Genomic DNA, 24,228 nt, shown 5'->3' on the forward strand with positions numbered 1-24,228 from the left:
TGTGAAGCCTTTCACCGAGTTGAGCTGGCGTCGTACCGGACAAGCTAGTCGTTTCCCTGAAGCCGGGCCCGTGCGCGGCGGCGCAAGAGAGCGCGGACGATGCCGGCCATGAGGAAGCAGATGATGATCGTCGAGACGACCATCAGCCACTGGAACTGGGAGAACAGCATGTTCAGCCGGATCCACCACGAGAGCGAACCTACCCAATAGACGTCGTTGCCGATGCGATAGGAGACGAACCGGTTGCCGTGCAGCACGCTGACGGACTGGGCGATGTCGGACGACTGCGAGGTCTTGAGGAAAACCGAGAGGAAGTTCGGCACCACAGAGTGATCGCGCAACGCAATGATGACGACCGAATGGCTGGAACCGCTGGGCCACTCGATGCCTTCGATCATGGCATCGGGCAGGCCTCCTGCCGTCTCCAACTGGCCCGACTGAATGCGGTCGGAGCTGCGCACCTTCCACCAGGCATGCTGGAGCGAGGCGAAGAAGCCCTGCGTGTCCTGGATGTGGAGGCCGCTGCCGTCGACTTCTACGGGCAGGGATGGGTTCAGGTGGTTGAGCGCAGGCTGGTCGTCGACGGTGCCGATCACCAGGTAGTCCTTGCCAAGGCTCGACTTCATGCCGTCGGCGTTAGTGACGGTGACGCTGAGGACCGGGTAGCCGGTCTGGCCGCCGAAGTGGCCCATGAGAGTAAGGAAGGTCTCGATCTCGTCGGGAGCGGCGTTGTCCGGCAGGACGACCGCGGTGTCGGAGAGATCGGCCTTGCGGGTGAAGGGATAGCCGGCGTTGGCAAAGATCTCAAGGTTGGGGAGCGTGGCCCAGTGGGGGATATCGTGAATGTCGAGGTAGGAGTCCTTGAGGATCGCGCCCATCATGTTGTAGGGTGCGATGTCCTGGCAGCGGCCCTTCTTGGCCAGCAGGAAGGCGAACTGCGACTTGAGCGTGTTGGAGAACGGCCGCATGTTGCCCACGGGAATCGGCAGAATCGTCTCAAGCTGCGCGGAGGCCCTGTCGGTATGGGGCAGCGGCGACGAACTGACGAAGGCATCGTTCATGAAGACCTGCAGCGAGCTCTCGTTGGAGAGGGGGATGCCGTTGTAGCGGTAGCCCATGTGGAAGCCGAGGTTCTGGATGCCGCCGTAGTAGAGGTCTGGCGGAAGGCGCATGTAGACCATGGCCGGGCCGGAGCCGTCGGATTGCAATTGGCCGGTCTGAGCGATGTCTCCGAAGTAGGTAACCCTGTTGGTGCTCATCCATCGCGGAGCGTCGTCGGCTTCGCGGGGTGCGGGCATCTTGAGGGAGCGAATGCTTACCTGGTCGCCATCGAGGAGGTCCCGCTGCAACACGAGTGACATGGCGGCGGTGAGCAGATCGTCGGCGTTGTCTCCGGTGAGCACCAGCACCTTGGAATAGGGGTCATTCGGATTGTCGCGCATCGCGATCGTCGGGCCTGAGCTTCCGGTGACCCTGAGGGCCGCGGGAAGATCGGCGGCGTTCTCGCTGATCACGATTGCGTTGCCGACAGGGATAGAACCGACCGAGACGGGAAACCGTACAGGGCGGAAGTCGGTGAGGATGCCGAGCCAGGAGGCGACGACTCCGGCGGCCTGGAGGGCCTTCGGCGAGGGCTGGTTGAGAAAGGCGATGGGGACGACCGGGTGCAGGTTGACCGCGGCGTCGTAGAACGGCAGCGGCAGTAGCTTCAGGTCGTTATGCAGTGGAAGAAGGGAGCCTGAGAATTCGATCGTCGAGGAGGTATCGACGTGACTCCACAGCGTGGTGTGCGACGGATCTTCGCACTCCATCGTGTAGTGGCCGACGAACTCGAAGGTAAGCTGGTTGTCACGCACCAGCATCTCGGCCGGCAGCGTCACGTTCGCTTCGAGAAGCGCGCTGTTTTCTTCGGAGGTGATGGTTGCCGATGTGCCACTGGCCGGGCCGGCAGTGCGCGCCGGCGGAGTTGCAGGAGTGGTGACGGGCAAGGTTGCGAAGACCGTTCCGTTGAGACTCACTTTGAGATGGCTCAGCGCGGGAATCAGCCCCGGAGAGAAGTGGTAGCGCAGGTGCATAGTCGCCGTCTTCACGACCTGCGTCTGCGGCAGAGAGAAGCTGACCGTGCGGTAGGCGTCCACGCCGCGAAGCACGATGGTATCCGGCACGCCGATATCGGCGAGGGTAAAGAGGTTGTCGAAGGTTCCGGGAGCCGTTGTGCGCGACTGAATCGCGAGGGCCTGCGCCGCGACGGTTGAAGGCGCAGCGGTTCCAGCCATCGGAGGCAACTGACTTCCCTGCTGTGCGGCAAGTCTGGCCGCTCCGGCCAGAACGAACAGGACCAGAACTGGCGCAATGCTTGTGACCAGTCTGCCCTTCGGCGCGGTCTTCTTCGTCGTCATCAATCCTCGTATCGTTTGCGAAAGTCCACGTAAGGAGAGCTTCAGGATGAGACCCAGGCTCTTGAGCGGGCGGTCGGCTTCGCGCGACTCTCCCCAGCCGAGCCAGGTATCGGCGCGCGAGTAAAGCACCATCGTCAGCGCCTCTTCCTCCTGCAGGCTAAGGGGGTCGAATTGTGCACGCAGCACATTGCCGTTTGCCTCGATGATGGAGGCCGGAAGCGTAGCGAAGCCGTCGAGCACAGGGACGGTGATCTTGACGGAGTCGCCGGATGAGGCGGTAAAGTCGCGCTCCATCTTGATCATGACACCACCGCTGGAGAGATCTGTCGTGACGCCGTGCACCTTGCTGCCGTTGGGAAGCAGGACATCGGCGGGGACGGCCATGGCGACGCGCACGGTCTGACGGCGCTGCTGGCTCTCCCAGGCCACGGCAGTCGCCGCGCCAAGGATGACGGTGTTGAAGCAGACCCAGATCAGATTCATGATGACGGTTCCGGGACGGTCACCGTCGTACATGTTCGCAAGGAAGTCCAGGTGCCAGGGCAGGCCTGCTCCGGGGAAATGGAAGAAGCGCGGGAAGGCGCAGAGCACCCCGATAAAGTTCAGTGTAAGAAGGAAGAGAAACGGCTGCGCGATGCGCGTGTCGAAGAAGCGCTTGTTGACGACGCCGCCCTTGGCAGTCACGTTAAAGCTACCGAGCTTCGGGTTCACCAGCGCGAGCATGGTCGGCAGAAAGATGTACGGCGCCAGCACGGTCTCGTAGATCTCGTTCCAGAAGGAGTGGCGGTGCTGGCCCTGGATGCGCGAGTTGGTGATGCTCGAGAGGAACAAGTGAGGCAAGGCGTAGGCGAGGATAGCGGCCCAGTATCCGGGGACGTTCACCTGCCCGAGGATCAGATAGATGAGCGGAGCGGTGAGGAAGATAAGCCGCGGCAGCGCATAAAGGAAGTGCGACATCGCGTTGAAGTAGCAGAGCCGCTGTGCAGGCCTGAGACCGCGCGCGAAGAGCGGGTTGTCGGTGCGCATGACCTGAATCATGCCGCGGGCCCAGCGGATGCGCTGCTTCACGTGGCCGCTCAGCCGCTCCGTCGCAAGGCCGGCGGCCTGCGGGATGTTGATGTAAGCGGTGTTCCAACCGTTGATCTGCATGCGCAGCGAGGTGTGCGCGTCTTCGGTGACGGTCTCGACGGCGATACCACCGATCTCGTTGAGAGCGGTACGGCGCAGCACAGCGCAGGAGCCGCAGAAGAAGGTCGCGTTCCAGAAGTCGTTGCCGTCCTGCACGATGCCATAGAAGAGCTCGCCTTCGTTGGGGATGGTGCGGAACTGGTCGAGGTTGCGCTCGAACGGATCGGGCGAGTAGAAGTGGTGCGGCGTTTGCAGCATCGCGAGCTTGCTGTCGCGGAGGAACCAGCCGAGCGTCACTTGCAGGAAGCTCCGCGTCGGAACGTGGTCGCAGTCGAAGATGGCGACGAATGGCGAGTCGAGCCGCGCCAATGCACGGTTGATATTGCCAGCCTTTGCGTGCGCGTTGTCATCGCGCGTCATATAGCCGATGCCGGCTTCTTCGGCAAACCGGCGGAACTCCTCGCGCTTGCCGTCGTCGAGGATGTAGACGTTCAGCTTGTCGGCGGGCCAGTCGATGTTCATCGCGGCGAGAGCGGTGTACTTCACAACGCTCAGTGGCTCGTTGTAGGTCGGGATGAGAAGGTCGACGGAGGGCCACTTCTCCGGATCGTCGGGCAGAGGAACCGGCGTGCGGCGCAGGGGCCATGCGGTCTGCATGTAGCCGAGAAAGAGAATGATGAAGGCGTAGGTCTCGGCTATGACCAGCATCATGATGAAGAAGCCGTCGAGCCAGCTCCAGCTTGAGCCGGGCTCAAGGAAGAACTTTGTCGTCGTGGCTAACCGCCAGAAGCCGTAACGGAAGGTGGAGTACATCGACACGATCATCAGGGTGAGCGTGACGAGGTAGGAGCTAGAGCTGCGGTCCATCCAGATCGCAACTAACACGGTGAGGATGCCGAGTACGAGCTGCTGCGGCCAGGTGAGCTCCAGGATGCCGGTAAAGCCGAGGAAGAAGACTCCGCCAACAAGGATGGCAACTCGCAGAACCCAGTGGAGGAAGGTGTCGCCCGACTCGAACTCCCGCCATAAAGGCGAACTCGTCATCGTTCACTCCAGCGCACGTTGCGGAAGCCCGCCGCGGCCGGCGCCGCAATGGTCCGAAGCCAGGTGGCTACGTTCATATAGTCCTCAGAGACAGCCGAGTCAGGGCTGTAGTCCACCACGGTCATGCCTTCGGCCAGCGCCTCGCTGACCACAGGCGCGCGGTGGATCACAAAGGGCAGCAGCCTGTCGCCGAGCTGCCTGCGCAGGACCTCGCGGACATCCAGGTGCAGCGGAAGCGAGGCGTCGAACTGGTTGAGCACATAGTAGGGTTCGAGCGGACGGCCATCTCCGTCGATCATGCCGTTGAAGAACTTTTCTATCGTCTGCAAGGTGATGACCGAGTTCATATCGGGACCGAGCGGCACGAGGATGGTCGGGCTCATGCGCGCCATGTGACGGACGACCCAGCCAGAGCTGACCGTGAGATCGAGCAGAATGCGATGTGTTCCGCGGCTGCTGTTGAGAATCTCCTCGACGAGCTGCTGCTGCGCCTCTTCGATCTGCGACTTCTCCTCGACGTCATAGCTGACCAGGTAAATCGGAGCGTCTGTGCTTCCGCTGGGCGGCGAGAACGTCCGTACTGTGCCCGGTCTCAGCTCGCTTGCGCCGAAGTAGAACGGTAGAAGCCCCTGCGAAGTGGTGTCGGTGAGCAGAACCTTTTCCCCGAGGGACGAGAGCGAGCGGCCAACGGTGGCCACCAGGCTGGTCTTGCCGACGCCTCCAGCGAGCGAAAAGACGGCCAGCACGGGCGTGCGAATCTCTTTCTGGCGAACAGGAGGAGCCTCGACGGAATCCTGTCCGGGCTGCTCGAAGACTCCCTTGAGCGCATACCAGCGTGCGGCGACGCGCTCGCGGGAGTGCTGCAGCGTCTCGGCCACGGAAGACTGGACCTGCGGGGGTGGAATGATCGACCGCTGCGGCACCTCAGGCGCCGGCGGAGGCGCGTAGAGCCACGCAGGCCCGGCTGGGTCGGCCACATACGGGGCGCGCGACGAGGATGCCGACGACTCATGGGCCTCCTCGGACATGATTCTGCGCGGAGGCTCTGCGTAGGAGTTGGCGGGCTGCGCAATGAAGCTGTCCTGCGCACGCCGTCCCCGTGTCGAGTCGGAGCGCATTGGAACCTGGCCAACGGGAGGGAGCGGCCGGGGCGAGCCTGATTGCTGTGAGCCTGGCTGCGGCGCAGGAGCTCCTGCGATTGGTCTCTGGCCGCCTAGATTCGAGTAGATGTTGGATTCAAACTCCGCAGCCGGGTTCGGCACTGCACGATTGCCCGAAGCCGTCTGCCAGCCCTCGGTCCTGACGGGGGAGGGGATGTCCGGGTCTGTCGGCACCTGGCGAATTCTGCCCAGTGGGGGCTGGGGATCGGTGTGCCTCTTGCCTCCGTAGACAGGCTGGTCGGCAGAAGAAGGCAACTCGCTGGAAGCCACGCCCCGCGGCAGAGGAGGAATCGCCTGATGGATGGGCTGTGGCGTCGGGTGCTCCGGTCCGCGATAGATCTCGCGCACGCCGGACGCCTCGTCGGGGTGGTATCCCTGGCGGCGCTTCAGCGAGATCTGCTGCGAGAGCGACGCGCCGGAATCATGCTGGATAGGTCCGGAGACGACCTCAGCAGAGGACTGCGTGTGACGCGCCGTGTGCACACCCGGCTCCGTCCGCTGGATCAATGGCGGCGGTGGCGGTGCCGGAGATCCCTTGGCCGCGGGCAAGGGAGCCTGCGGATCTGACTGGCTCTGCGATTCAGTAGGACTCTTCATCTCTGCGCTGCTCGCCGTTGTCTGGGGATTTGATTGCTGGGAACTTGCTTTCGGGGTGTAGGGATCGGAAATTCTTCCGGGCACTGGAGCCTGCGCCTGCCGGGCAGCCAACTCACGCCGACGGATCTCCGACTCCGCATAACGCGCTGCCTGCCTCTGGGCCGAGGCGTGCGCCTCGGCAATCTCACGCTCTTCGCGGCGGGCTGCGGCTTCGGCCTCTGCGGCTGCCTCGGCGCGGCGTGCTGCCTCCACGCGCTCTGCGGCTGCCATGCGCGCGGCCTGCTCGGCCTCGCGGAGTGCGCGTCGCACGCCGGAATCTGTCTTCGTCTGCTGCGAGTGCGCTACCTCGGCAGCCTTTCGCGCTGCCTCATCGGCCTCGGCGGCCGCGGCTTCGGCTTCTGCCTGCGCCTGCAGCGCCTGCTCTCTTTCCTGCTCTGCCGCGCGATGTCTCAACTGGGCACGATACTCCCTGCGCGACGCAGAGAAATCGCGATACTTCGCTCCATGAAGGTTTGCCCATGAGTACAGAACGGCCACGTCTTCAGGAGTCTCTGTGGTGCCCCGTTCCTCAGTTTTGTCTTTCCAGCGCGGTTCCATAAGATCTCTCGCCCTATCCATCCGGATGTCGGCTTGTTGCGGTTGCTTGGGTTCACTCGTGCGTGCTTCGCGTTAGCTCGACGGAGACGTTGCACCTGTAGTTATGCAATGCCCTGAGGCTACTTTGCGTTTAACCTCAAGTCAATCAACTGCTCATGGCACTTTCGTGTGACGGCCTCAAAATTGCTTGCGACGTTAGTAACGTCGCAAATGAACCCTGCATTACCGGAAGTTTCGTGCAATGAATGGAGGATGCGCAGTACTGCATTTTCCTCCGGAGAAAGCGGGCCTCATGAGCCAGCAAAGACTAGCGCTGCCCGACCTTCCTCAGGCACCGCCGCAGAGCAGGACTTGAACGGAGCGAAGCTGCCGTAGCGACTTGATCAGCGGGAATTTAGGCAGTCAAAACGTGCTATCGTGGAAGAGTGGCACGAGAGCGTAGCTCAGTTGGTAGAGCATCGCCCTTTTAAGGCGTTGGTCCTGGGTTCGAGCCCCAGCGCTCTCACCATCTCCTCCTCTTCCTTCAGTAATTTGCAGACGAAATTCCATCGCCAGCGGACCTCCGCCAGCGATAGTAACTCCCGAGATTCCTCCTCGAAAATGAGGGCCAGGCCAGCCAACGTTCCTGGAGGCGCTACTTCGCTGGCTCCTCGGCGAAGGTCTGCTGAACGCCGTTCTCGAGGGCGGTAAAGCTGTCGGTGTATCCGGCGGCGCGCAGACCAGTGACATCTGCCTGAGTGTAGTGCTGGTAGCGGTTCTTCAGATCACCGGGGAACGGGATGTACTCGATTTTGCCGGGGCCATGGACTTTCATCAACGCCTCGGCGACAGCCTTGAAGGTCCGCGCCTCGCCGGTTCCTGCGTTGACGACAGCATGCACCTTCCTGCTCGACTGTCCGGGCAGAAGTCCGGCGAAAAACATGTTGATGCGCGCGAGGTCCTTCACAAAGACGAAGTCGCGGCGCTGCTCGCCGTCGGCATAGCCGCCTGAGCCTTCGAACATACGAATGACGCCAGTGTCCTTCAGTTGCCGCGTAAAGTGGTGAATCACGCTGGCCATGCGTCCCTTGTGCTGTTCGCGCGGGCCGTAGACGTTGAAGTACCGTAAGCCGACGACGGTGCTCTTCATCTCCGGCATCAGCCTGCGGACGTAGTTGTCGAAGACCAGCTTCGAGTAGCCGTAGACGTTGAGCGGCCGCTCGTTGGCCGACTCTTCTGTGAAGCTTGTGCTCGCGCCATAGGTGGCCGCGGTTGACGCGTACACCAGAGGAATGCGCCTCGCGAGGGCGAAGTGCAGCAGTTCCTTGGAGTAGGTGAAGTTGTTATCCATCATGTAGCGGCCGTCGTCTTCGAGCGTGTTGGAGCACGCGCCCTGGTGCAGGATCGCGCGGATCGACTCGCTCTCGAGGTCGCCCGCCTTGAGGGCGGCGCGGAACTCGCGCTTGTCCATGTAGTCGGAGTACTCGGCTCCGGCGAGGTTGAGAAACTTCGGTCCGCTCAGGTTCGGCGCAGGGGCAAGGTTGTCCACGACGAGAATCTTCTTCTCGCCCGCGCGGTTCAGCTCGTGAACGAGATTGCTGCCAATAAAGCCTGCACCTCCGGTGACGATGATCACTTGCTCTCCTCCTGGTTTGCCGTCAGCTTCTTCACGATGTTCGTCGTCGAAAACCCTTCGACGGTGGGCACAATCTCGACGCGGCCGCCGTACGCAATGACATCCTCGTGCCCCACGACAGTCTCGATCGTATAGTCGCCGCCTTTAACGAGCACGTCGGGTTTGAGCGCGCGAATCAGTTCCAGCGGCGTGTCCTGTTCAAACAGCACGACGGCGTCGACTGATGCAAGGGCGGCCATCACGCGCGCTCGCTCGCGCTCGCCTACGATGGGCCGCGTTGGTCCCTTCAGCCGGCAGACCGATGCGTCGGCATTGAGGCCCAGCACGAGCTTGGTGCCGAACCTTCTGCAGTCTTCAAGCAGCGTGATGTGGCCGACGTGCAGCAGATCGAAGCAGCCGTTGGTGAAGACGATGGACTCGCCCGAGGCGCGCCACTCGGCGACACGTTTCTTCACGCGCTCGAGGTCGAGAATCTTATCTCCGGCGGTCAGGCCTGTGCTCGGGGTCAGCTCTGCGATCAACTCGTGCTGCGCGATGGGCACGGTGCCCATCTTGCCCACCACTATTCCGGCGGCGAGGTTTGCGAGTTCCACGGTGGTCTCGACCTGGAGGCCGCCCGCGAGTCCTGCGGCGAGCGTGGCAATCACAGTGTCGCCCGCACCGGAGACGTCGAAGACCTCCCGCGCCCGCGCCGGCGAGTGATAGCGGCCACCGTCGCGTCGCAGCAGCGTGATTCCCTTTTCGCTCATGGTGACAGTCAGGTAGTCGAAGTCATGCTCGGCGAGCAATCTCTGTCCGGCGTCGAGCAGCGCCTCGGTCTGGTGCGCGGGCACTCCCGTGGCGGCGGCGAGTTCGCCTAGGTTCGGACAAACTGTTGTTGCTCCGTCGTACTTGCTGAGGTCACGCGTCTTCGGGTCAACGAGCACTGGAACGCCCGCGGTACGCGCTGCGCGGATCACGGACTCGCACAACTCGTTCGTAAGCGCGCCCTTGGCGTAGTCCGAGAGGATCACGGCGTTCACCTTGCCCACGAGTTCGGTGGCACGCTGAAGGAGACGGTCTGCTTCGATCTTCGGCGGCGCTTCCCTGCTCTCGATGTCCAGCCGCAGGAGCTGCTGGGTTCGCCCGACGATCCGGGTCTTCGAGATCGTGGGCAGCGAACTGGAGACGACGCCCACGGTGTCGACTCCCACACGGTCGAGGATGGCGGCAAGGTCGTTGCGATCAGTATCGTCGCCCCAGAAGCCTGCAAGCACCGCCTTGCATCCGAGGCCTGCGAGGTTCATGGCGACATTGGCTGCTCCGCCGGCCCGCTCGTACCGCTGCGCGTGGCGGATGACCGGCACGGGAGCCTCGGGCGAGATGCGCTCCACCTCGCCGTGAATGTACCTGTCGAGCATGATATCGCCAACCACCAGGATCTTCAGCTTCGCGAAGCCGCCTTCCAGCATCTCGATTACTTCATGCACGTCCCGCATCATTCCCGTCTCCACTCCTCGCTCAGAAAGTCTTCATACTCGCCTATTAACTGCTCGCGGCTGAAACGCGCGGCGTTGCCGTAACCACGCTCGCGCAGCTCCGCTCGCCGCGGCCACTCGGTTGCAATCACCGCTGCCGCGCCCTCCGCGTCTTCCGGATCGACCAGCATCGCCGCACCGCCCGCGACTTCGACCATGGGCTCACGGTTTGACGTCGCCACAGGACACCCCAGCGTCTGTGCCTCAACGATGGGCCAGCCGAAGCCCTCATGGAGGGATGCGAACAGCAGCAGCGAGGCGTCGGTGTACAAAGCCTCCACCACATCGTTCGGCGGGTCCACCATCTCGATTACCTGGGCTCCGAGCCCCAGCCGGCTCACCTCGGCGCGCAGTTCATCGTTGAATGGGTGTCCAGCCATGACGAAGCGCAGCGAAGCGAAGTCGGCGCCAAACTTGCGCAAGGCAGCGAAGATGCGCACCAGACCCGGCCGGTTCTTGTACCAGAGATTTCCGCCCACATGCAACACATACGGCTCGGCACCGCCGAGGCCGATCGCCTGGCGCACCTCGCGCACCCGATCGTTGCTCGCCGGGTGAAAGTCCTCATTCAGCGGATTCGCAATCACCCGCGTCTCACCTGCAAAGCCCATGGCTCGCAAGTCTCGCTCGGTCGCACGCGAGACACACACCACGCGCTGTATGGCGAGGAGACTGCGCTTGATCCACTGCTGCTGCCGCCGGCCCATGCGGCCGACGCGCAGCTGCGGAAATTTGCCTTCGCCGCGCTGGATCCCCAGCAGGTCGTGGCAGGTGACGCTCGGCTTCCGCCCGCGCACCCACCGCCCGTACACTGCGTTCGAGTGATCGCAGATGTGCACCGCGTTCCAGCGGCGGCCGCTACGCAGCCACACCCGCAGCGGGAAGATGACATACATGTCGACGTAGCTGAGGTACTTGCTCAGGCCGCCCGAGTTGGTGTCACCACCGCCGAGACCTCCGAGCACCGCTTTCGCGCGCAGAAGCTCCACCTCGTGCCCACGCGCGGCCAGCTCGCGCCGAAGCATCTCGCCAAAACGAGGCATGCTCCTGGCGTCGCCCAGTTCGTAGTTTCCGATCAACAGAATCTTCATCCGGTCACGACTCCGCCGGCTCCTCCTCCAGCGCAGCCTACGCCGCCACTTCGAACATCTCCGCGACGCTCACCGACGTAAGACACCGTTTTCCTTCGACGATGCGGGAGTCCAGTATACAGCCCGGGTAACCTGCTGGTCCGGCATTCGAGCACACGTTCCGTTGACTTCGTCATCCTGTCCTTTTGCCGGTCCCCTCAGACTCTTCTATCAGAGCGCGCACTGCATCAAGAACCTCTTTTACTTCGATCGAATCGATGCACTTTTTCTTTTCGACAATACATGTCTCGAGGTTGCAGCCCCAGCAATCTACCTGGTGATAGATCACTCGATGCCGCCGTCCATAGGGAAACCATACCTTTGGCCGATTTCTCGCCGAAAATACAGCGACGCAGGGTGTCTGCACCGCCGCAGCCAGATGCATGGGCCCGCTATCGTGACCTACAAACACTCGGCTTCTCTCACACACCGCGGCGCTTTCCCGCGGGGAGAGACTACCGCAGAGATTCACGATTGCATTCGCAGTCTTCGGTGCTGCCGATTGCCTCCAGCCTTCGGCGGCATACTCACTTGCCTCCCGCTCTTCTTCCGCGCCACACAACGCAACGCTGTATTCGGGATAGAGCTCTGCCATGCGCGCGAGCAACGCTCTCCAGTTTTCCTTTCCCCAATCTTTCGATTGCCGCTTCGTTCCTACGCTCAGCGCGACGACCCTCCGCGTACCCAGCGGCTCAAGCGCCTCAGCAGCCCGTCTCCTCTCTTCTGCGGTCAACCGAAGGTCCCAGCTTGACGGCTCATCCAGAGCGGCGTCTCCCAGCACTGCGATATTCCGGGCCAGCCGTTCCGCTTCTGGCTCCAACACCTGGTCAGGACCGAGGCGATTGCGTTGCATCTCCTCGGTCAATGGGACACCGATCAGTTGCCGGACTCCGCAGAGGCGAAAGAACGCGGCGTCCCGCTTCGCCGATGCGATTCCGCGTGCTGACGCCAGGTACACCACGACCTGAGGCCGCCAGCGAACCAATTGCCACCAGAGCGAGATCAGGTCTCGCGGGCTGCGCGTGCCAACTGCATATGGAATGAACCCATGCACGAGCCCTGTGTGTTCGAGGATGGCGACTGCCGGCGGCGCCTTCACATTGACGGGAAAGTTGGTCAGCAGCCTTCGTTCCGCATTCGGGAAGGCCTTCGCCACGAGGTGCAGCGCCGGTAGAGCGACAACCGTATCTCCAAGACTTCCCAACCGGTAGATCAGAACTCTGCTGGCCGTGTCCCGTGTCTTGTTCGCCATGGTCTGCCCCTAGTCTGCTTGCTTCGCGCTGAGGAAGCAACCTGCCTCTCAAACTGCTAAAGTCTTCCGTGGGACTCTTTCAATGCTCGACGCCCTTGTGATCACTCGAATGCAGGACGAGACCACGCGCGCATGGCACCAGACCGAAGACGGAACGGTGCTTGCCGACGAGGCCGATCTGTACGCCGACAACCTGATTGCCATCGCCACCGCGCAGCACCGCGCCAACTTCGACCTGTGGCACGAAGAGGACAAGGCGCGCGACCCCTCGGCGACCGACTCGCAGATCGCCGCCGTCAAACACCAGATCGACAAGCTGAACCAGCAGCGCAACGACCTGGTGGAGAAGCTCGACACACTTCTGCTCTCGGGCCTCGAAGAGAACTCCAAGGCTCCGCTGAACTCGGAGACGCCGGGGCTCATCATCGACCGCCTCTCGATCCTCGCGCTAAGAATCTTCCACACTCGCGAGGAGAGCCTGCGCGAGACGGCCACTGAGACCCACCGTATCCGCAACCGCGAACGGCTCGCACTGCTCGAGGAGCAGCGAAACGACCTGGCCGGCTGTCTCGATGCCCTGTGGACTGACATCCTCGAAGGACGACGCCAGTTCAAGCTCTACCGCCAGATGAAGATGTATAACGACCCCGAACTGAATCCGGCGATCTACAGCCATAAGCATCAGCCGTAGCAGCAGATCGTCGGCTTTCGTTGCCCTTTCAGGGGCAGCAGAATCCCTCCCACAGAAGTCCAGTTGACCTCGTGGCCGGGTGTGCGTATAAAACCGAAACTGGACACAAAAGAAAATCGGTCGCCACGAACGACCGGCGACCTCAGGAGCGCCTCAGGCGAAACAGGCATCATGGCACAGACAAAGACCGCGACCGTATCCTCCCCCAAGCGTTCCCCACGTACTCTGGCCGGTAACGTACCGGCAACTGACGATCATGCTCGCAAACAGAGCCTCGCCCACTACGAGGCGGCGCTGCATCTCATGCAGGAGGGCAAGTACGATAAGGCAAAGGCAGCGTTCGAAAAGCTGCTCGATGGAGGGGCGGGCCAACTGGCCGACCGCATCCGCATGTACATCAACGCGTGCGTTCTGCAGATCTCAAAGGGCAAGACTTCGTTCACCAGCAGCGAAGAGCGCTACGACTACGCCATCTCCCTGCTCAATGACGGCCACTATGAAGACGCCCGTGAAGAGTTCCAGACCATCCTGAAGGACAACGACAAGGCCGACTATGCGTTCTACGGCCTGGCCGTGCTGGCAAGTATGACGGGCGACGCGCAGACCTGCCTCGAGCACCTCACCGAGGCGATCCGGCAGAATCCGCGCAACCGCATCCAGGCCCGCTCGGACTCGGATTTTCAGGACATGGCCGACGATCCGCGTTTCACGGAACTACTCTACCCTGAGGTCTAGCCACCTCAACCTTTCGACATTCCTTTGTATCCACTACCATGGATGCACCGTTTGAAAGGTGGAGTCTGTTTTGTTGAAGCCGAACGGATCGAAGGAACAATCCCTCCGTGTAGTGGCCATCGGTGGAGGCACGGGTCTCTCTACGCTGCTGCGCGGCCTGAAACGCTACGTCCCGGTGCAGGATAGACGCAAGAGCAACCGTGCCTCGGGCTCGGCCATGCTGCATCCCACCTCGGCCGTAATGGCTCACACGGTGATCTGCGATCTTTCGGCGGTCGTCACCGTCACCGACGACGGCGGCTCCTCGGGCCGCCTGCGGGAAGACTTCAAAATGCTGCCTCCGGGGGACATCCGCAACTGTATGGTCGCGCTCTCCGAGGACGAGCACCTGCTCTCGCAGCTCTTTCGCTACCGCTTCGACCAGGGCGAGCTCGAGGGCCACAGCTTCGGCAACCTCTTTGTGGCCGCGCTCTCCAACATCACCGGCGACTTCGCCCAGGCCGTGCAGATGTCCTCGCAGATCCTGCGGACGCGCGGACGCATCTTTCCGGCGACGAACGCCAACGTCAACCTCGCCGCCCAGATGGACGACGGCTCCATCGTCCGTGGCGAGACCAGCATTACCAAGAGCAAGCAGAGCATCATCGAGCTGATGCTCGAGCCAGCCGAGGTCGATCCCCTGACCGAGACGCTTGAGGCCATCGCAACCGCCGACCTCATCACCCTCGGCCCGGGCTCGCTCTACACCTCGCTCATCACCAACCTTCTGGTTCGCGGAATTCCCGAGGCACTGGCGGCCTCGCGCGCCACCAAGGTCTACGTCTGCAATCTCATGACGCAGGCGAACGAGTCGCTTGGACTGTCAGCCTCCGAACACATCGAGAAGATTCTGAAGCATACAGGCGAAGCGCAGGCACCGATCTTCGACTACGCACTAATCAACACCGCTCCTATCTCGCCGGAGCTGCTGAAACGCTACGCCCGCGAAGGCCAGGAGCCGATTCGAGCCGATCTCGACCGCATCCGCGCGCTCGGGGTGGAACCAGTTACGGGCAACTTCGTCCACGAAGGAGATGTGCTGCGTCACGACTACGATCGCGTGGCTGAGGCACTGCTCTCACTTGCGACGCCGCAGCAGGTAGCGAACAATACGACGAGTCAGTCCGCGCATGGATGATGGAGGCACTGCGTGCCCTAGGCCTGGGCAGAGTGAACGTATCGTCGCGTCTGCGGCAGGATAAGCAAGAGAAGCCCGATCAGTGCAAGGAGCAGCGAGACGAGTCCGACGAGCAGACTGACTTCGCCGTGCCCGCCTGGCCAGCGATGCGATGACTGCCAGAGGAAGAAGCTTCCGACCGCTGCGACAAACAGCCCAACCGCCCATGAGGCACTCCATGCCCAGCGCTGTCTTTTGAGGAACGCGGCGCTGGTGTAGAAGCACCCAGCCGCAGATGCCGCGAGGAGCACGGCAAGCCCGAAGGAGCCGAGAACCCGAGTCAGCGCTGAATGGAGCAGGCCATAGAATCCGTAGACCAGTAACATCAGGCTATAGAAGCTGAAGAGGCAGCCAAGTGCCCGCTCGGACGCGACGACAAAGCCCACGCTGAACGGAGGTCTCATCGGATCTCCACCAACTGCGGCTGCTCCTCGCTCACCGTTCGTTTGAGCTGCCCGCAGGCGGCGTAGATATCGCGCCCCCGAGGACGCCGGATGTACGTTGGCATTCCGCCGTCGATCAGCATCTTCTGGAAGACGGCGACGTCCTCCGGCTTTGGCTGCGTATAGGCGATTCCGGGCCCCGGGTTCCAGACGATTAAGTTGACCTTGGCCTTCATCCCTTTGAGCAGTTCCAGTACCTCGCGCGCGTGCTCGGGCTGGTCGTTCACGCCTCCCAGCAGAACGTACTCAAACGTGACCCACTCGCGCTTGCCCAGTGGAAGGGTCCTCACGGCGTCAAGCAGGTCGCCGATCTTCCACTTCCGCGTGATCGGCATGATCTGCTCCCGCACGACGTCGTTGGAGGCGTTCAGGCTGAGCGCGAGCTTCGGGCGCAGCGGCTCATGGGCGAACTTTCGGATCGACGGCTCGATTCCGCTCGTCGAGACTGTCATCCTTGACTCGGGAATCCCGATGCTTCTGACGAGCAGGTGCACGCTGCGGATGAACTCGTCGTAGTTCAGGAAGGGTTCGCCCATCCCCATGAAGACGAGGTTGATCCGGTCCTTACCGATCTTGACGCCGTGACGGTTCAGCGCGGCCGCGACCTGCCCGGCGATCTCGCCTGCTGTGAGGTTCCGCTTGATGCCCAGCTTCGCCGTCAGGCAGAACTGGCAGTTCACCGCGCACCCTACCTGGCTCGAGATGCAGATGGTCGCGCGACTGTAACCGCTCTGCTCGAGCGCTCCCAGGTTTCGCAGGTCCCGCCTCTGTTCTCCAAACTCCGAGGCATTCCCTTCGAGTCCTTCGGCGACCTCCTCTTCGAGCGATGCCTCGCTTCCGTCTCCGCGCTCGCCGCCATCGCCATCGGGCATCCAGACCGTCTCGACAGTCTCGCCATCGGCCAGCCGGATGAGATAGCGCTCCGTCCCGTCCCCTGAGCGAGCCGTCTGGACGATCTCCGGCAGTCCCACCGAATACCCTGCAGCCTCTAGCTGGCCCCGGAGCGTGGCTGGGAGGGCCGTCATCCCGTCCAATCCTGTAACCCGCTGACGATAAAGGGCCTCAGCTATCTGGGTCGCGCGATACCCCTTCTGGCCCAGCTCAGCCATCAGCCCGCCCAGCTCGTCCGGGAGCATCCCGAAGAGGGCCTTGGACTCAGGGCCACATGATTTTTTAACATCCTTTATTTTCTGTGACATAAACCATAACTCTTCATGCTAAAGACTAGCTATTTTGCGGCCGGATCTGATATAACCGCCTCACCCATTGTCCCACTCCCTTGTGAAACAATAAAAGGGTAAGGAGACGCATGGCAGCAACCTTGATCGAAGAGACCGACCTCACCCGAGGCACATCTCGCAACATCCGTACGACTACCCTCCCCAACGGCCTCACGGTGTTGACCGAGAGTATGCCTCATCTCCGCAGTGTGTCCATGGGCGCATGGATCAACTCCGGCTCGCGCGATGAGTTCCCTGAGGTCAACGGGATCTCGCATTTCATCGAGCACATGGTCTTTAAGGGCACGACCTCGCGCTCTTCCCAGCAGATTGCCCGCGAGGTGGATTCGATCGGCGGCAATCTCGACGCCTTCACCGGTAAGGAGACCGTCTGCTTCAACATCAAGGTCCTCGACGAAAACGTCGCCCCTGCCCTCGATATCCTCGCCGACCTTGTGTTGCATCCCACCTTCACGCCTGAGGAGCTGGTGCGCGAGCAGGGTGTCATCCTCGAAGAGATCAAGATGGACGAGGACAACCCCGACTACCTCGTCAACGAGATCTTCACGCAGAACTTCTGGAAGGGCGCTCCGCTCGGCCGCCCCATCCTCGGCACCAAGAAGACCGTCTCCAGCTTCAACCAACAGGTTCTCTTCGACTACTACGCGGGTCGCTTTACACCGGGGAATATTGTCTTCTCGGCCGCTGGCAATCTCGAGCACGACAGCTTCGTCGCGCAGGTGGAGGAGCAGTTCCGCTCGCTCTCGGCCCTGAGCTCCCAGGCTCCTCCGCGGTTCGAAACTCCTCGGGCCACGCCGCACATCACGCTGCGCCGGAAGAAGTCGCTTGAGCAGGTGCAGCTCTGCCTCGGCGTCACGGCTCCTCCGGTCAATGATTCCGAGCGCTACTCTGTTTATTTGCTCAACAGCATGTTGGGCGGCGGCATGAGCTCGCGCCTGTTCCAGACGATCCGCGAAGACCGCGGCCTGGCTTATTCGATCTTCTCCGAGATGAATCCCTTCCGCGACACCGGGCTGCTCGCCATCTACGCGGGCATCGCCGCCGATAAGACCCGCCACGTGCTCGAGCTTACGCTCAACGAGTTGCGGCGTCTTAAGGAAGTGACTGTCAGCATGTCGGAGCTCAAGCGCGCCAAGGACCAGCTCAAGAGCAATATTGTCCTCGGCCTCGAGAGCTCCTCCAGCCGTATGTCGAACCTCGCCCGGCAGCAGATGTACTTCGGCCGGTTCTTCGGCGTCGACGAGATCACTCGTGAGATCGACGCCGTCACGCCGGAGTCCGTGCAGTCGATAGCGCAGAAGCTCTTCCGCCCCGAGGCCCTTGCGCTGACGCTGCTCGGGAACCTCGGCTCGCTGAAGATTGAGCGCGAAGACCTCGCCTGCTGATAAAGTGTTGTGTTGTTGGGAGTAAGGACCACTGAGACCATGATAAAGATGAACCGCCCTGCCGCGATCCGCCCTGAGATGAACCGCGAAGAAGGCTTTACCCTGATCGAGCTGCTCATTGTGATGTCGGTAATGCTCATCCTGATGACGCTCGCAGTGCCTCAGCTTCTGAAGCTGCGCAAGCAGGCCAATGAGACCTCGGCGGTGCAGTCGCTGCGGACGATTGGCCAGGCAGAGCTGCAGTACAACTCGGCGTACCCGGCCAACGGCTTCTCCTGCTCGCTGCAGCAGCTCGGCGGTGACCCGAAGTCCGGAGCTCCCTCGGCCCAGGCGGCGCAGCTCATTGAGCCCGCGCTTGCCACCGGCTTCAAGGCCGGCTACACCTTCGCGATCACCAACTGCAGCAAAGTGACCGTCAACAACCAGGACATGTATACCTCCTACCAGATCACGGCTGTTCCCAGTTCCGTCGGCAAGTCCGGTGATCGCGGCTTCTGCACCGACGAGAATAACCACGTCACCTTCGATCCAGCGGGCGGCACCAACTGCACCCAGCCTATCCAGTAATGCGACCTGCATCGTTGCTGCTCGCAGTAGCCTTCGTCCTTCCCTGCTGCGCTCGACTCGTTCGTGCGCAGCAGGCGGACAAGGCCGATCCGGCCATCGTCCGCAAGGTTGACGATCACTACAACCACCTCACATCGCTTCGGGCCCGCTACACCGAGCACTACTCCGGCATGGGCCTCGACCGGACAGAGTCCGGCACGCTGCTGCTCAAGAAACCTGGCCGCATGCGCTGGAGCTACGACCTACCGGCCGGCAAGCTCTTTGTGCTCGACGGCAAATATGCCTGGTTCTACACTCCCGGCGACGCTCAGGTGGAACGCACGCCGGCGAAACAACTCGACGATCTGCGCTCTCCGCTGCGCTTTCTTCTAGGTCACACGCAGCTCAAAAAAGAGCTGGATAATCTCGCGGTATCGCCTGATAACAATGGCTTTCTGATCACCGGAGTTCCTAAGGGAATGGAGCAGAGAGTGCGGTTGCTGACCCTTTGGGTTTCGCCGGCTGGCACGATCAATCGGATGCGTCTTGAAGAGATCGATGGCTCCGTTACGGAGTTCGCCTTCTCGGCCTACGAAGAGAACATCCCGACCAAAGACGCCGACTTCACCTTTCATCCGCCTGAAGGCCTGGCGGTGGTCGATGCGCTTCCACCGGTCTAAGAACCGGTCTGGCACCGGGTCCACGGTAGGAACTAGCCGTTACAACTTCACGCTTCGCAGCCTCAACGCATTTGCGATCACCGAGACTGAGCTGAAGCTCATCGTAGCAGCCGCGATCATCGGGCTCAGCAGCAGGCCGGAGACCGGATAGAGCACTCCTGCCGCCAGCGGTACGCCGAGCGCATTGTAGATGAAGGCGAAGAAGAGGTTCTGCCGGATGTTCTTCATGACGCGCTGGCTCAGACGTCTTGCCCGGAGCAGTCCGCGAAGATCGCCGCTTACCAGCGTCATGCCTCCGGCCATCATTGCAACGTCAGTGCCGGTTCCCATGGCGATGCCTACCTGGGCTTGCGCGAGCGCGGGAGCGTCGTTCACGCCGTCCCCCACCATGGCGACCTTTCGGCCTTGCGACTGCAGCCGCTTGATCACCTCGGCCTTGCCCGCAGGCAGGACTTCAGCCTCAAACTCGATTCCGAGTTGAGCGGCGAGCGCGGAGGCAGTCGTGCGGTTGTCGCCGGTCACCATCACCATCTTCAGGCCATCCCGCTTCAGCGTCTCCACGACCTTTGCCGACGAAGGCTTGGCTGGATCGGCAACACCAAGCAGCCCTGCCACGCGCCCATCCACTGCCGCGAGCACAACTGTCTGCCCGTTTTGCCGCAGAGCCTCGGCGTCTTTCTCCAGATCGCCCGCGTCGAGTCCCTGATCTCGCAGGAGAGCCGCAGTCCCTACTGCGACACGCCTGCCCTCGACGACTCCCGTCACGCCCTTGCCGGTCACTGAGACGAAGTTCGTTGCCTGTTGCGGCAGAATCATCCTGTGCTCGGCTCCCTTGACGATTGCCGCTGCGAGCGGATGCTCGCTGCCGCGCTCGAGGCTCGCCGCCAGACGCAGCAGGGTTGTCTCATCGAATCCCTCCGCAGGCGCAACGACGGTCAGGCGAGGCTTCCCTTCAGTCAGGGTTCCGGTTTTGTCGAGGACGATGGTGTCGACCTTCTCGAGGGACTCAAGCGCCTCGGCGTTTCGCACCAGCACTCCCTCGGTCGCGCCACGTCCCGTCCCGACCATGATCGACATCGGGGTGGCCAGGCCGAGGGCGCAGGGGCAGGCGATCATCAGCACGGCGACGGCGTTGATCAGCGCGTGAGCCAGCCGCGGCTCCGGCCCCCAGATCGCCCACGCGGCAAATGCAATCGCCGCCACGGCGAGTACCGCGGGAACGAAGTATCCGGCGACATGGTCGGCCAGCCGCTGGATCGGCGCCCGTGAACGCTGCGCCTCGCCGACCATCTTCACGATCTGCGCCAGCAGCGTCTCCGACCCAACCCTTTCGGCGCGCATGACCAGGCTGCCGGTTCCGTTCACAGTGCCGCCCACGACACGTTCGCCCTCGGTCTTTTCGACCGGCACGGATTCTCCCGTCACCATCGACTCGTCGACCGAGCTGTGCCCTTCGATTACGACGCCGTCCACGGGGACCTTCTCGCCCGGTCTGACCCGCAGGCGGTCGCCGACCTGCACCTCGGCCAGGAGAACGTCACTCTCGGTCCCGTCCTGCGCAATCCTGCGCGCCGTCTTCGGAGCCAGCCCGAGCAGCGCGCGGATCGCAGCGCCAGTGCGTCCTCTGGCTTTGAGCTCCAGCACCTGCCCCATCAGCACGAGCACCGTAATGACCGCTGCGGACTCGAAGTAGAGTCCCAGATTCCCATTACTTTCACGGAATGAGGACGGGAATATCCCCGGCGCTGTGACGGCTACCACGCTGTACAGATAAGCCGCGCCAGTGCCAATCGCGATGAGCGTAAACATATTCAGGCTGCGATACACCACGGAGCCCCATCCGCGCTCAAAGAACGGCCAGCCGCACCAAAGCACCACCGGAGTCGCCAGCGCCAGCTCTGCCCATCCGAGCCAGGGGCCTTGAAGCCAGCGGACGCCGCCCGCAAGCTCAAGCACCATCACGATCAGCAGTGGCAGCGTCAGCAGCGCGCCCACCCAGAGCCGCCGCGTCATATCCTCAAGCTCAGTATTTTCCTCTTCGCCGGTCGCTTCTTTCGGCTCCAGAGCCATTCCGCAGATCGGGCAGCTTCCCGGCCCATCCCGCACGATCTCCGGGTGCATCGGGCAGGTGTACTCCACGCGGCTCGGGGCTATCGTCGCAGGCTCAAGCCCCATCCCGCACTTCGGGCAGGCTGCCATCTTCTCCGACTGCACCTCGGGGTGCATTGGACACGTGTACTGGGCTCCTGCAGGGGCAGATAGCGGTGCAATCGGCTTCGGCGCCGCCGACGCAATCGACACCAACCCCACCGCAGCTTTGGGCTGCGAGCCGTCGAACTGCCGCGGCTCCTTTTCAAATTTCTTCAGACATGACTGGCAACAGAAGAACCACCGCGTGCCCCCATGCTCGGTCGACCACTTCGCCTTCTCCTCATCAACCTGCATCCCGCAGACCGGATCTGTCGCCATCCTGTTACCCCTCCTTACCATACTAAGGACGGGCGACCTCGGAATTCCTTACACCTGGGGCGAGTCTCTCGGCGCAAAATGCTGCGACGCTAAGTCGTTTGCGATTGCGCGTGCCTGTCTGCGTCGAAGTATCGCTCGATCTCCTCCAGCGTCTTGCCCTTGGTCTCCGGAAGAAAGAACGCAGCCGTAACGAAGTAGACGACCGTGCACCCCGCCCAGAAGAGGAACATCGCGTAGTAGCCATGGTGCCCGACGACAGGCAGGAAGATCCCGGCGATCAGCGTCGAGACTCCCTGATTCAGAAGCAGCGCGATCCCCATGCCCGCCGAGCGGATTCGCGTCGGCATCAGTTCCGAGAGCGTAAGCCACACTACAACACCAGGTCCCACCGAATAGCTCGCAATAAACAGCGCGATGCCCACCGTGATGAGCCAGCCGGTCATCCCTGAAGGGACCGGGCCGCATGTTGCGCGTTCGATGATCAATGGGGCGGGCGTCTGCGACTGGGACGATGTCTGCTTCGTCTCCGGTTCGATGCGCAGAACAGGATCTTTATCGTCGCTCAGCACCGAGGCGACTCGCTCTCCGTCGCCGTAGGAGTACAGCACGGTGAGCACGGAGGCGCGCGTTTGCTCGATCCCGCTCTCCGCGCGAACCTCGCTGATAGGAATCGTCAGCGCGTTGTCCTTCACGGCAGCCTGCATCTGTGCCTTCACGTCCGTGTGCTGCGACTCAACCCGGTGAAAGGAGAAGCCCACGAACGTGAGCGCGACGACGATGCCGGCGGTTCCCAGCGTGAGCAGAAACTTCCTCCCACGCCGGTCGATCAAGGCCACCGCGACGATGGTCATCACGCAGTTGAGTAGCTTTACGGCGAAGTCCCCCTGGGTCGAGTGCGCCGCGCTCATGCCTGCCTGTCTGAGGATCAGCACTAAGTAGGCGAGGATCGAGTTGATTCCCGTCGCCTGATTGCACGCCAGAATCACGCAGGCTAGCAGGAATGGGAAGACGTACTTCCGCCGGAGCAGGGAGTCTGTTGCGCCAGGCACCGCAGCCTTCTCCTGGCTCTCAGCCGCAAGCTCCTCCATTTCGCGAAACTGCAGTTGTGCATCTTCTTCCGAAGAGGAGCGGCGCAGCGCAGCGAGGGTCTCCTGCTTGCGCCCTTTGCGGAAGAGCCACCGCGGGCTCTCACTCAGGAAGAACGCCCCCAGGAAGAAGACGAAGCCGGGATAGATGACCGAGAGGAACATCCCTCTCCAGGCATGGTTCTCTGCTGCGTAAATCAGGACCTGATTTCCTGCCGCCGCTGCGATGGCCGCCTCGGCATGTGTCGTGTAGTAGAGACCGGTGAGCGCGGCGACGACAATCCCCACCGTCAGCATGAACTGGAAGATTGCAGAGCCCTGGCCGCGACTCTTGGCGCTGAGACACTCGGCCAGATAGAGCGGCACAACCACCGCAATCACGCCACCGCTCACTCCCTGTAATAGTCGCCCCAGCAGCAGAAGGACAAAGCCGTGCGACGACACAATCATCCCCACGCTCACGACAAAAAGCAGCCCGCTGCCGATCATCATTCGCTTGCGGCCCAGCCAGTCGGCGAGAAAGCCGCCGATAAGCGATGAGATCGTGCTGCCGCCCAGCACCGCCGCGACGATCATCGAGGTCTGCGCGACGGTAAGGCTCACAGTCTTACCGAGATAGAGCAGCGCAGCGGCGATGATCCCTACATCGATTCCGTACAGCAGGCCACCCAGACCTGCGATCAAAATCAGAAAACGGCCATAGATCACCGGATTTGAACGCTTCGTCCCAACTGCCATCTGCGCTGCTGACAATGCCATGCCTGTGACGTCCTTATGCCTGGTGTCCGGAAGGGGGACTTGAACCCCCTCGGCCGGTTAAGGTCTGCGGATTTTTAAGTCCCCTTCGGCACAATACCATTTTATTGAAATCCCAGTGTTCTTAGCGGCTTCGCTCGTTCGACCGGTTTGGTCGGTGAGGTTCGGTGACGGCCAATTCGGGGGCGGTTGGTCGCGGAATTGGTCACGCTCACTGTTTAATCTGAGACTGTCGGCATGGATTCCCCCCGGGAAATAACTGGCGATCTAGCAATTCAAGGCCTATTGCAGAAATGATGCCGTCCAACCCAAGGTCAATCATCGGGTACTCAACATTGCGGGGATATATCGGGCCTCTATTTCCTCCGACCACTGTCAACAACATGGGCCATAGCGTTACGGCGTAGCTGATAATGAACCCGGGATCTTCGCGCAGCTGTTCTTGTTCTTCTCCTGGAGGAGCCATGAAAGGAATGCACGGCCAAAACGGCGAGTCAGATCGACTGTCTGCCGGAAGCCACGCAACAGTCAAAGAAACCTTT

16 protein-coding genes and 1 tRNA gene are annotated in these 24,228 nt (G+C 62.0%); 7 read left to right on the forward strand and 10 right to left on the reverse strand.

The genetic code is table 11. The features are described 5' to 3' along the window. Positions 1-44: 44 nt before the first annotated feature. Positions 45-4,571 (reverse strand): UDP-forming cellulose synthase catalytic subunit, encoded by a 4,527-nt coding sequence (gene bcsA / locus OHL16_RS04690; protein WP_263365900.1) that lies wholly within the window; start codon positions 4,569-4,571, stop codon positions 45-47. Then, positions 4,568-6,925, reverse strand: a complete 2,358-nt coding sequence (locus OHL16_RS04695; RefSeq protein WP_263365901.1) for a cellulose synthase operon protein YhjQ/BcsQ — start codon at positions 6,923-6,925, stop codon at positions 4,568-4,570. The genes bcsA and OHL16_RS04695 overlap by 4 nt, the downstream gene beginning before the upstream one ends. 432 nt (positions 6,926-7,357) lie before the next feature. Here OHL16_RS04695 and OHL16_RS04700 point away from each other — a divergent pair. Then, a tRNA-Lys gene (locus OHL16_RS04700) sits at positions 7,358-7,433 on the forward strand. Between the two features lie 126 nt (positions 7,434-7,559). Here the strand turns inward: OHL16_RS04700 and rfaD are convergent. The 4 genes from rfaD to OHL16_RS04720 all read right to left on the reverse strand — a co-directional run bounded on the left by rfaD (position 7,560) and on the right by OHL16_RS04720 (position 12,439). Further along, positions 7,560-8,540 carry an ADP-glyceromanno-heptose 6-epimerase gene (gene rfaD, locus OHL16_RS04705; RefSeq protein WP_263365902.1) on the reverse strand — a complete coding sequence of 327 codons (981 nt, stop codon included), beginning with the start codon at positions 8,538-8,540 and terminating at the stop codon, positions 7,560-7,562. Then, positions 8,537-10,021, reverse strand: a complete 1,485-nt coding sequence (gene hldE / locus OHL16_RS04710; protein WP_263365903.1) for a bifunctional D-glycero-beta-D-manno-heptose-7-phosphate kinase/D-glycero-beta-D-manno-heptose 1-phosphate adenylyltransferase HldE — start codon at positions 10,019-10,021, stop codon at positions 8,537-8,539. Before hldE ends, rfaD begins: the two co-directional genes overlap by 4 nt. Beyond that, positions 10,018-11,148, reverse strand: coding sequence for a glycosyltransferase family 4 protein (locus OHL16_RS04715; protein WP_263365904.1), 1,131 nt, complete (start codon positions 11,146-11,148; stop codon positions 10,018-10,020). Before OHL16_RS04715 ends, hldE begins: the two co-directional genes overlap by 4 nt. A gap of 172 nt (positions 11,149-11,320) precedes the next feature. After that, positions 11,321-12,439 (reverse strand): glycosyltransferase family 9 protein, encoded by a 1,119-nt coding sequence (locus OHL16_RS04720; protein ID WP_263365905.1) that lies wholly within the window; start codon positions 12,437-12,439, stop codon positions 11,321-11,323. A gap of 82 nt (positions 12,440-12,521) precedes the next feature. On the opposite strand from OHL16_RS04720, the gene OHL16_RS04725 reads away from it, so the two are divergent. From OHL16_RS04725 to OHL16_RS04735, 3 genes are all read left to right on the forward strand, one after another. Further along, entirely contained in the window at positions 12,522-13,130 is a 609-nt protein-coding gene (locus OHL16_RS04725; RefSeq protein ID WP_263365906.1) for a DUF4254 domain-containing protein, read from the forward strand. A gap of 171 nt (positions 13,131-13,301) precedes the next feature. Next, positions 13,302-13,865, forward strand: a complete 564-nt coding sequence (locus OHL16_RS04730) for a tetratricopeptide repeat protein (RefSeq protein ID WP_263365907.1) — start codon at positions 13,302-13,304, stop codon at positions 13,863-13,865. 70 nt (positions 13,866-13,935) lie between these two features. Further along, positions 13,936-15,042 (forward strand): gluconeogenesis factor YvcK family protein, encoded by a 1,107-nt coding sequence (locus tag OHL16_RS04735; RefSeq protein ID WP_263365908.1) that lies wholly within the window; start codon positions 13,936-13,938, stop codon positions 15,040-15,042. Positions 15,043-15,059: 17 nt separating this feature from the next. Here the strand turns inward: OHL16_RS04735 and OHL16_RS04740 are convergent, their stop codons facing one another. Together OHL16_RS04740 and rlmN are read right to left on the reverse strand one after the other, a co-directional pair. Next, positions 15,060-15,485 (reverse strand): hypothetical protein, encoded by a 426-nt coding sequence (locus OHL16_RS04740; protein ID WP_263365909.1) that lies wholly within the window; start codon positions 15,483-15,485, stop codon positions 15,060-15,062. Continuing rightward, on the reverse strand, positions 15,482-16,723 hold the full coding sequence (gene rlmN, locus OHL16_RS04745; RefSeq protein ID WP_263365910.1) for a 23S rRNA (adenine(2503)-C(2))-methyltransferase RlmN: 1,242 nt from the start codon (positions 16,721-16,723) through the stop codon (positions 15,482-15,484). The genes OHL16_RS04740 and rlmN overlap by 4 nt, the downstream gene beginning before the upstream one ends. 110 nt (positions 16,724-16,833) lie before the next feature. Between rlmN and OHL16_RS04750 the strand changes: the two genes are divergently transcribed. The 3 genes from OHL16_RS04750 to OHL16_RS04760 are packed head-to-tail and all read left to right on the forward strand — an operon-like array spanning position 16,834 to position 19,376. Further along, the gene (locus OHL16_RS04750) at positions 16,834-18,150 is read left to right on the forward strand and encodes a M16 family metallopeptidase (protein ID WP_263365911.1); all 1,317 of its coding nucleotides are present in this window, start codon (positions 16,834-16,836) and stop codon (positions 18,148-18,150) included. 48 nt (positions 18,151-18,198) lie between these two features. Beyond that, the gene (locus OHL16_RS04755; protein ID WP_263365912.1) at positions 18,199-18,717 is read left to right on the forward strand and encodes a type II secretion system protein; all 519 of its coding nucleotides are present in this window, start codon (positions 18,199-18,201) and stop codon (positions 18,715-18,717) included. Next, positions 18,717-19,376 carry a LolA family protein gene (locus tag OHL16_RS04760; RefSeq protein ID WP_263365913.1) on the forward strand — a complete coding sequence of 220 codons (660 nt, stop codon included), beginning with the start codon at positions 18,717-18,719 and terminating at the stop codon, positions 19,374-19,376. The genes OHL16_RS04755 and OHL16_RS04760 overlap by 1 nt, the downstream gene beginning before the upstream one ends. Positions 19,377-19,415: 39 nt before the next feature. On the opposite strand, the gene OHL16_RS04765 is transcribed toward OHL16_RS04760, so the two are convergent. Both OHL16_RS04765 and OHL16_RS04770 read right to left on the reverse strand, forming a co-directional pair. Next, positions 19,416-21,845, reverse strand: a complete 2,430-nt coding sequence (locus OHL16_RS04765) for a heavy metal translocating P-type ATPase (protein WP_263365914.1) — start codon at positions 21,843-21,845, stop codon at positions 19,416-19,418. An 89-nt stretch (positions 21,846-21,934) separates the two neighbouring features. Continuing rightward, positions 21,935-23,689 (reverse strand): sugar porter family MFS transporter, encoded by a 1,755-nt coding sequence (locus tag OHL16_RS04770; RefSeq protein ID WP_263365915.1) that lies wholly within the window; start codon positions 23,687-23,689, stop codon positions 21,935-21,937. Positions 23,690-24,228 lie beyond the last annotated feature (539 nt).

Source organism: Edaphobacter bradus, from assembly GCF_025685645.1.
Classification (GTDB): domain Bacteria; phylum Acidobacteriota; class Terriglobia; order Terriglobales; family Acidobacteriaceae; genus Edaphobacter; species Edaphobacter bradus.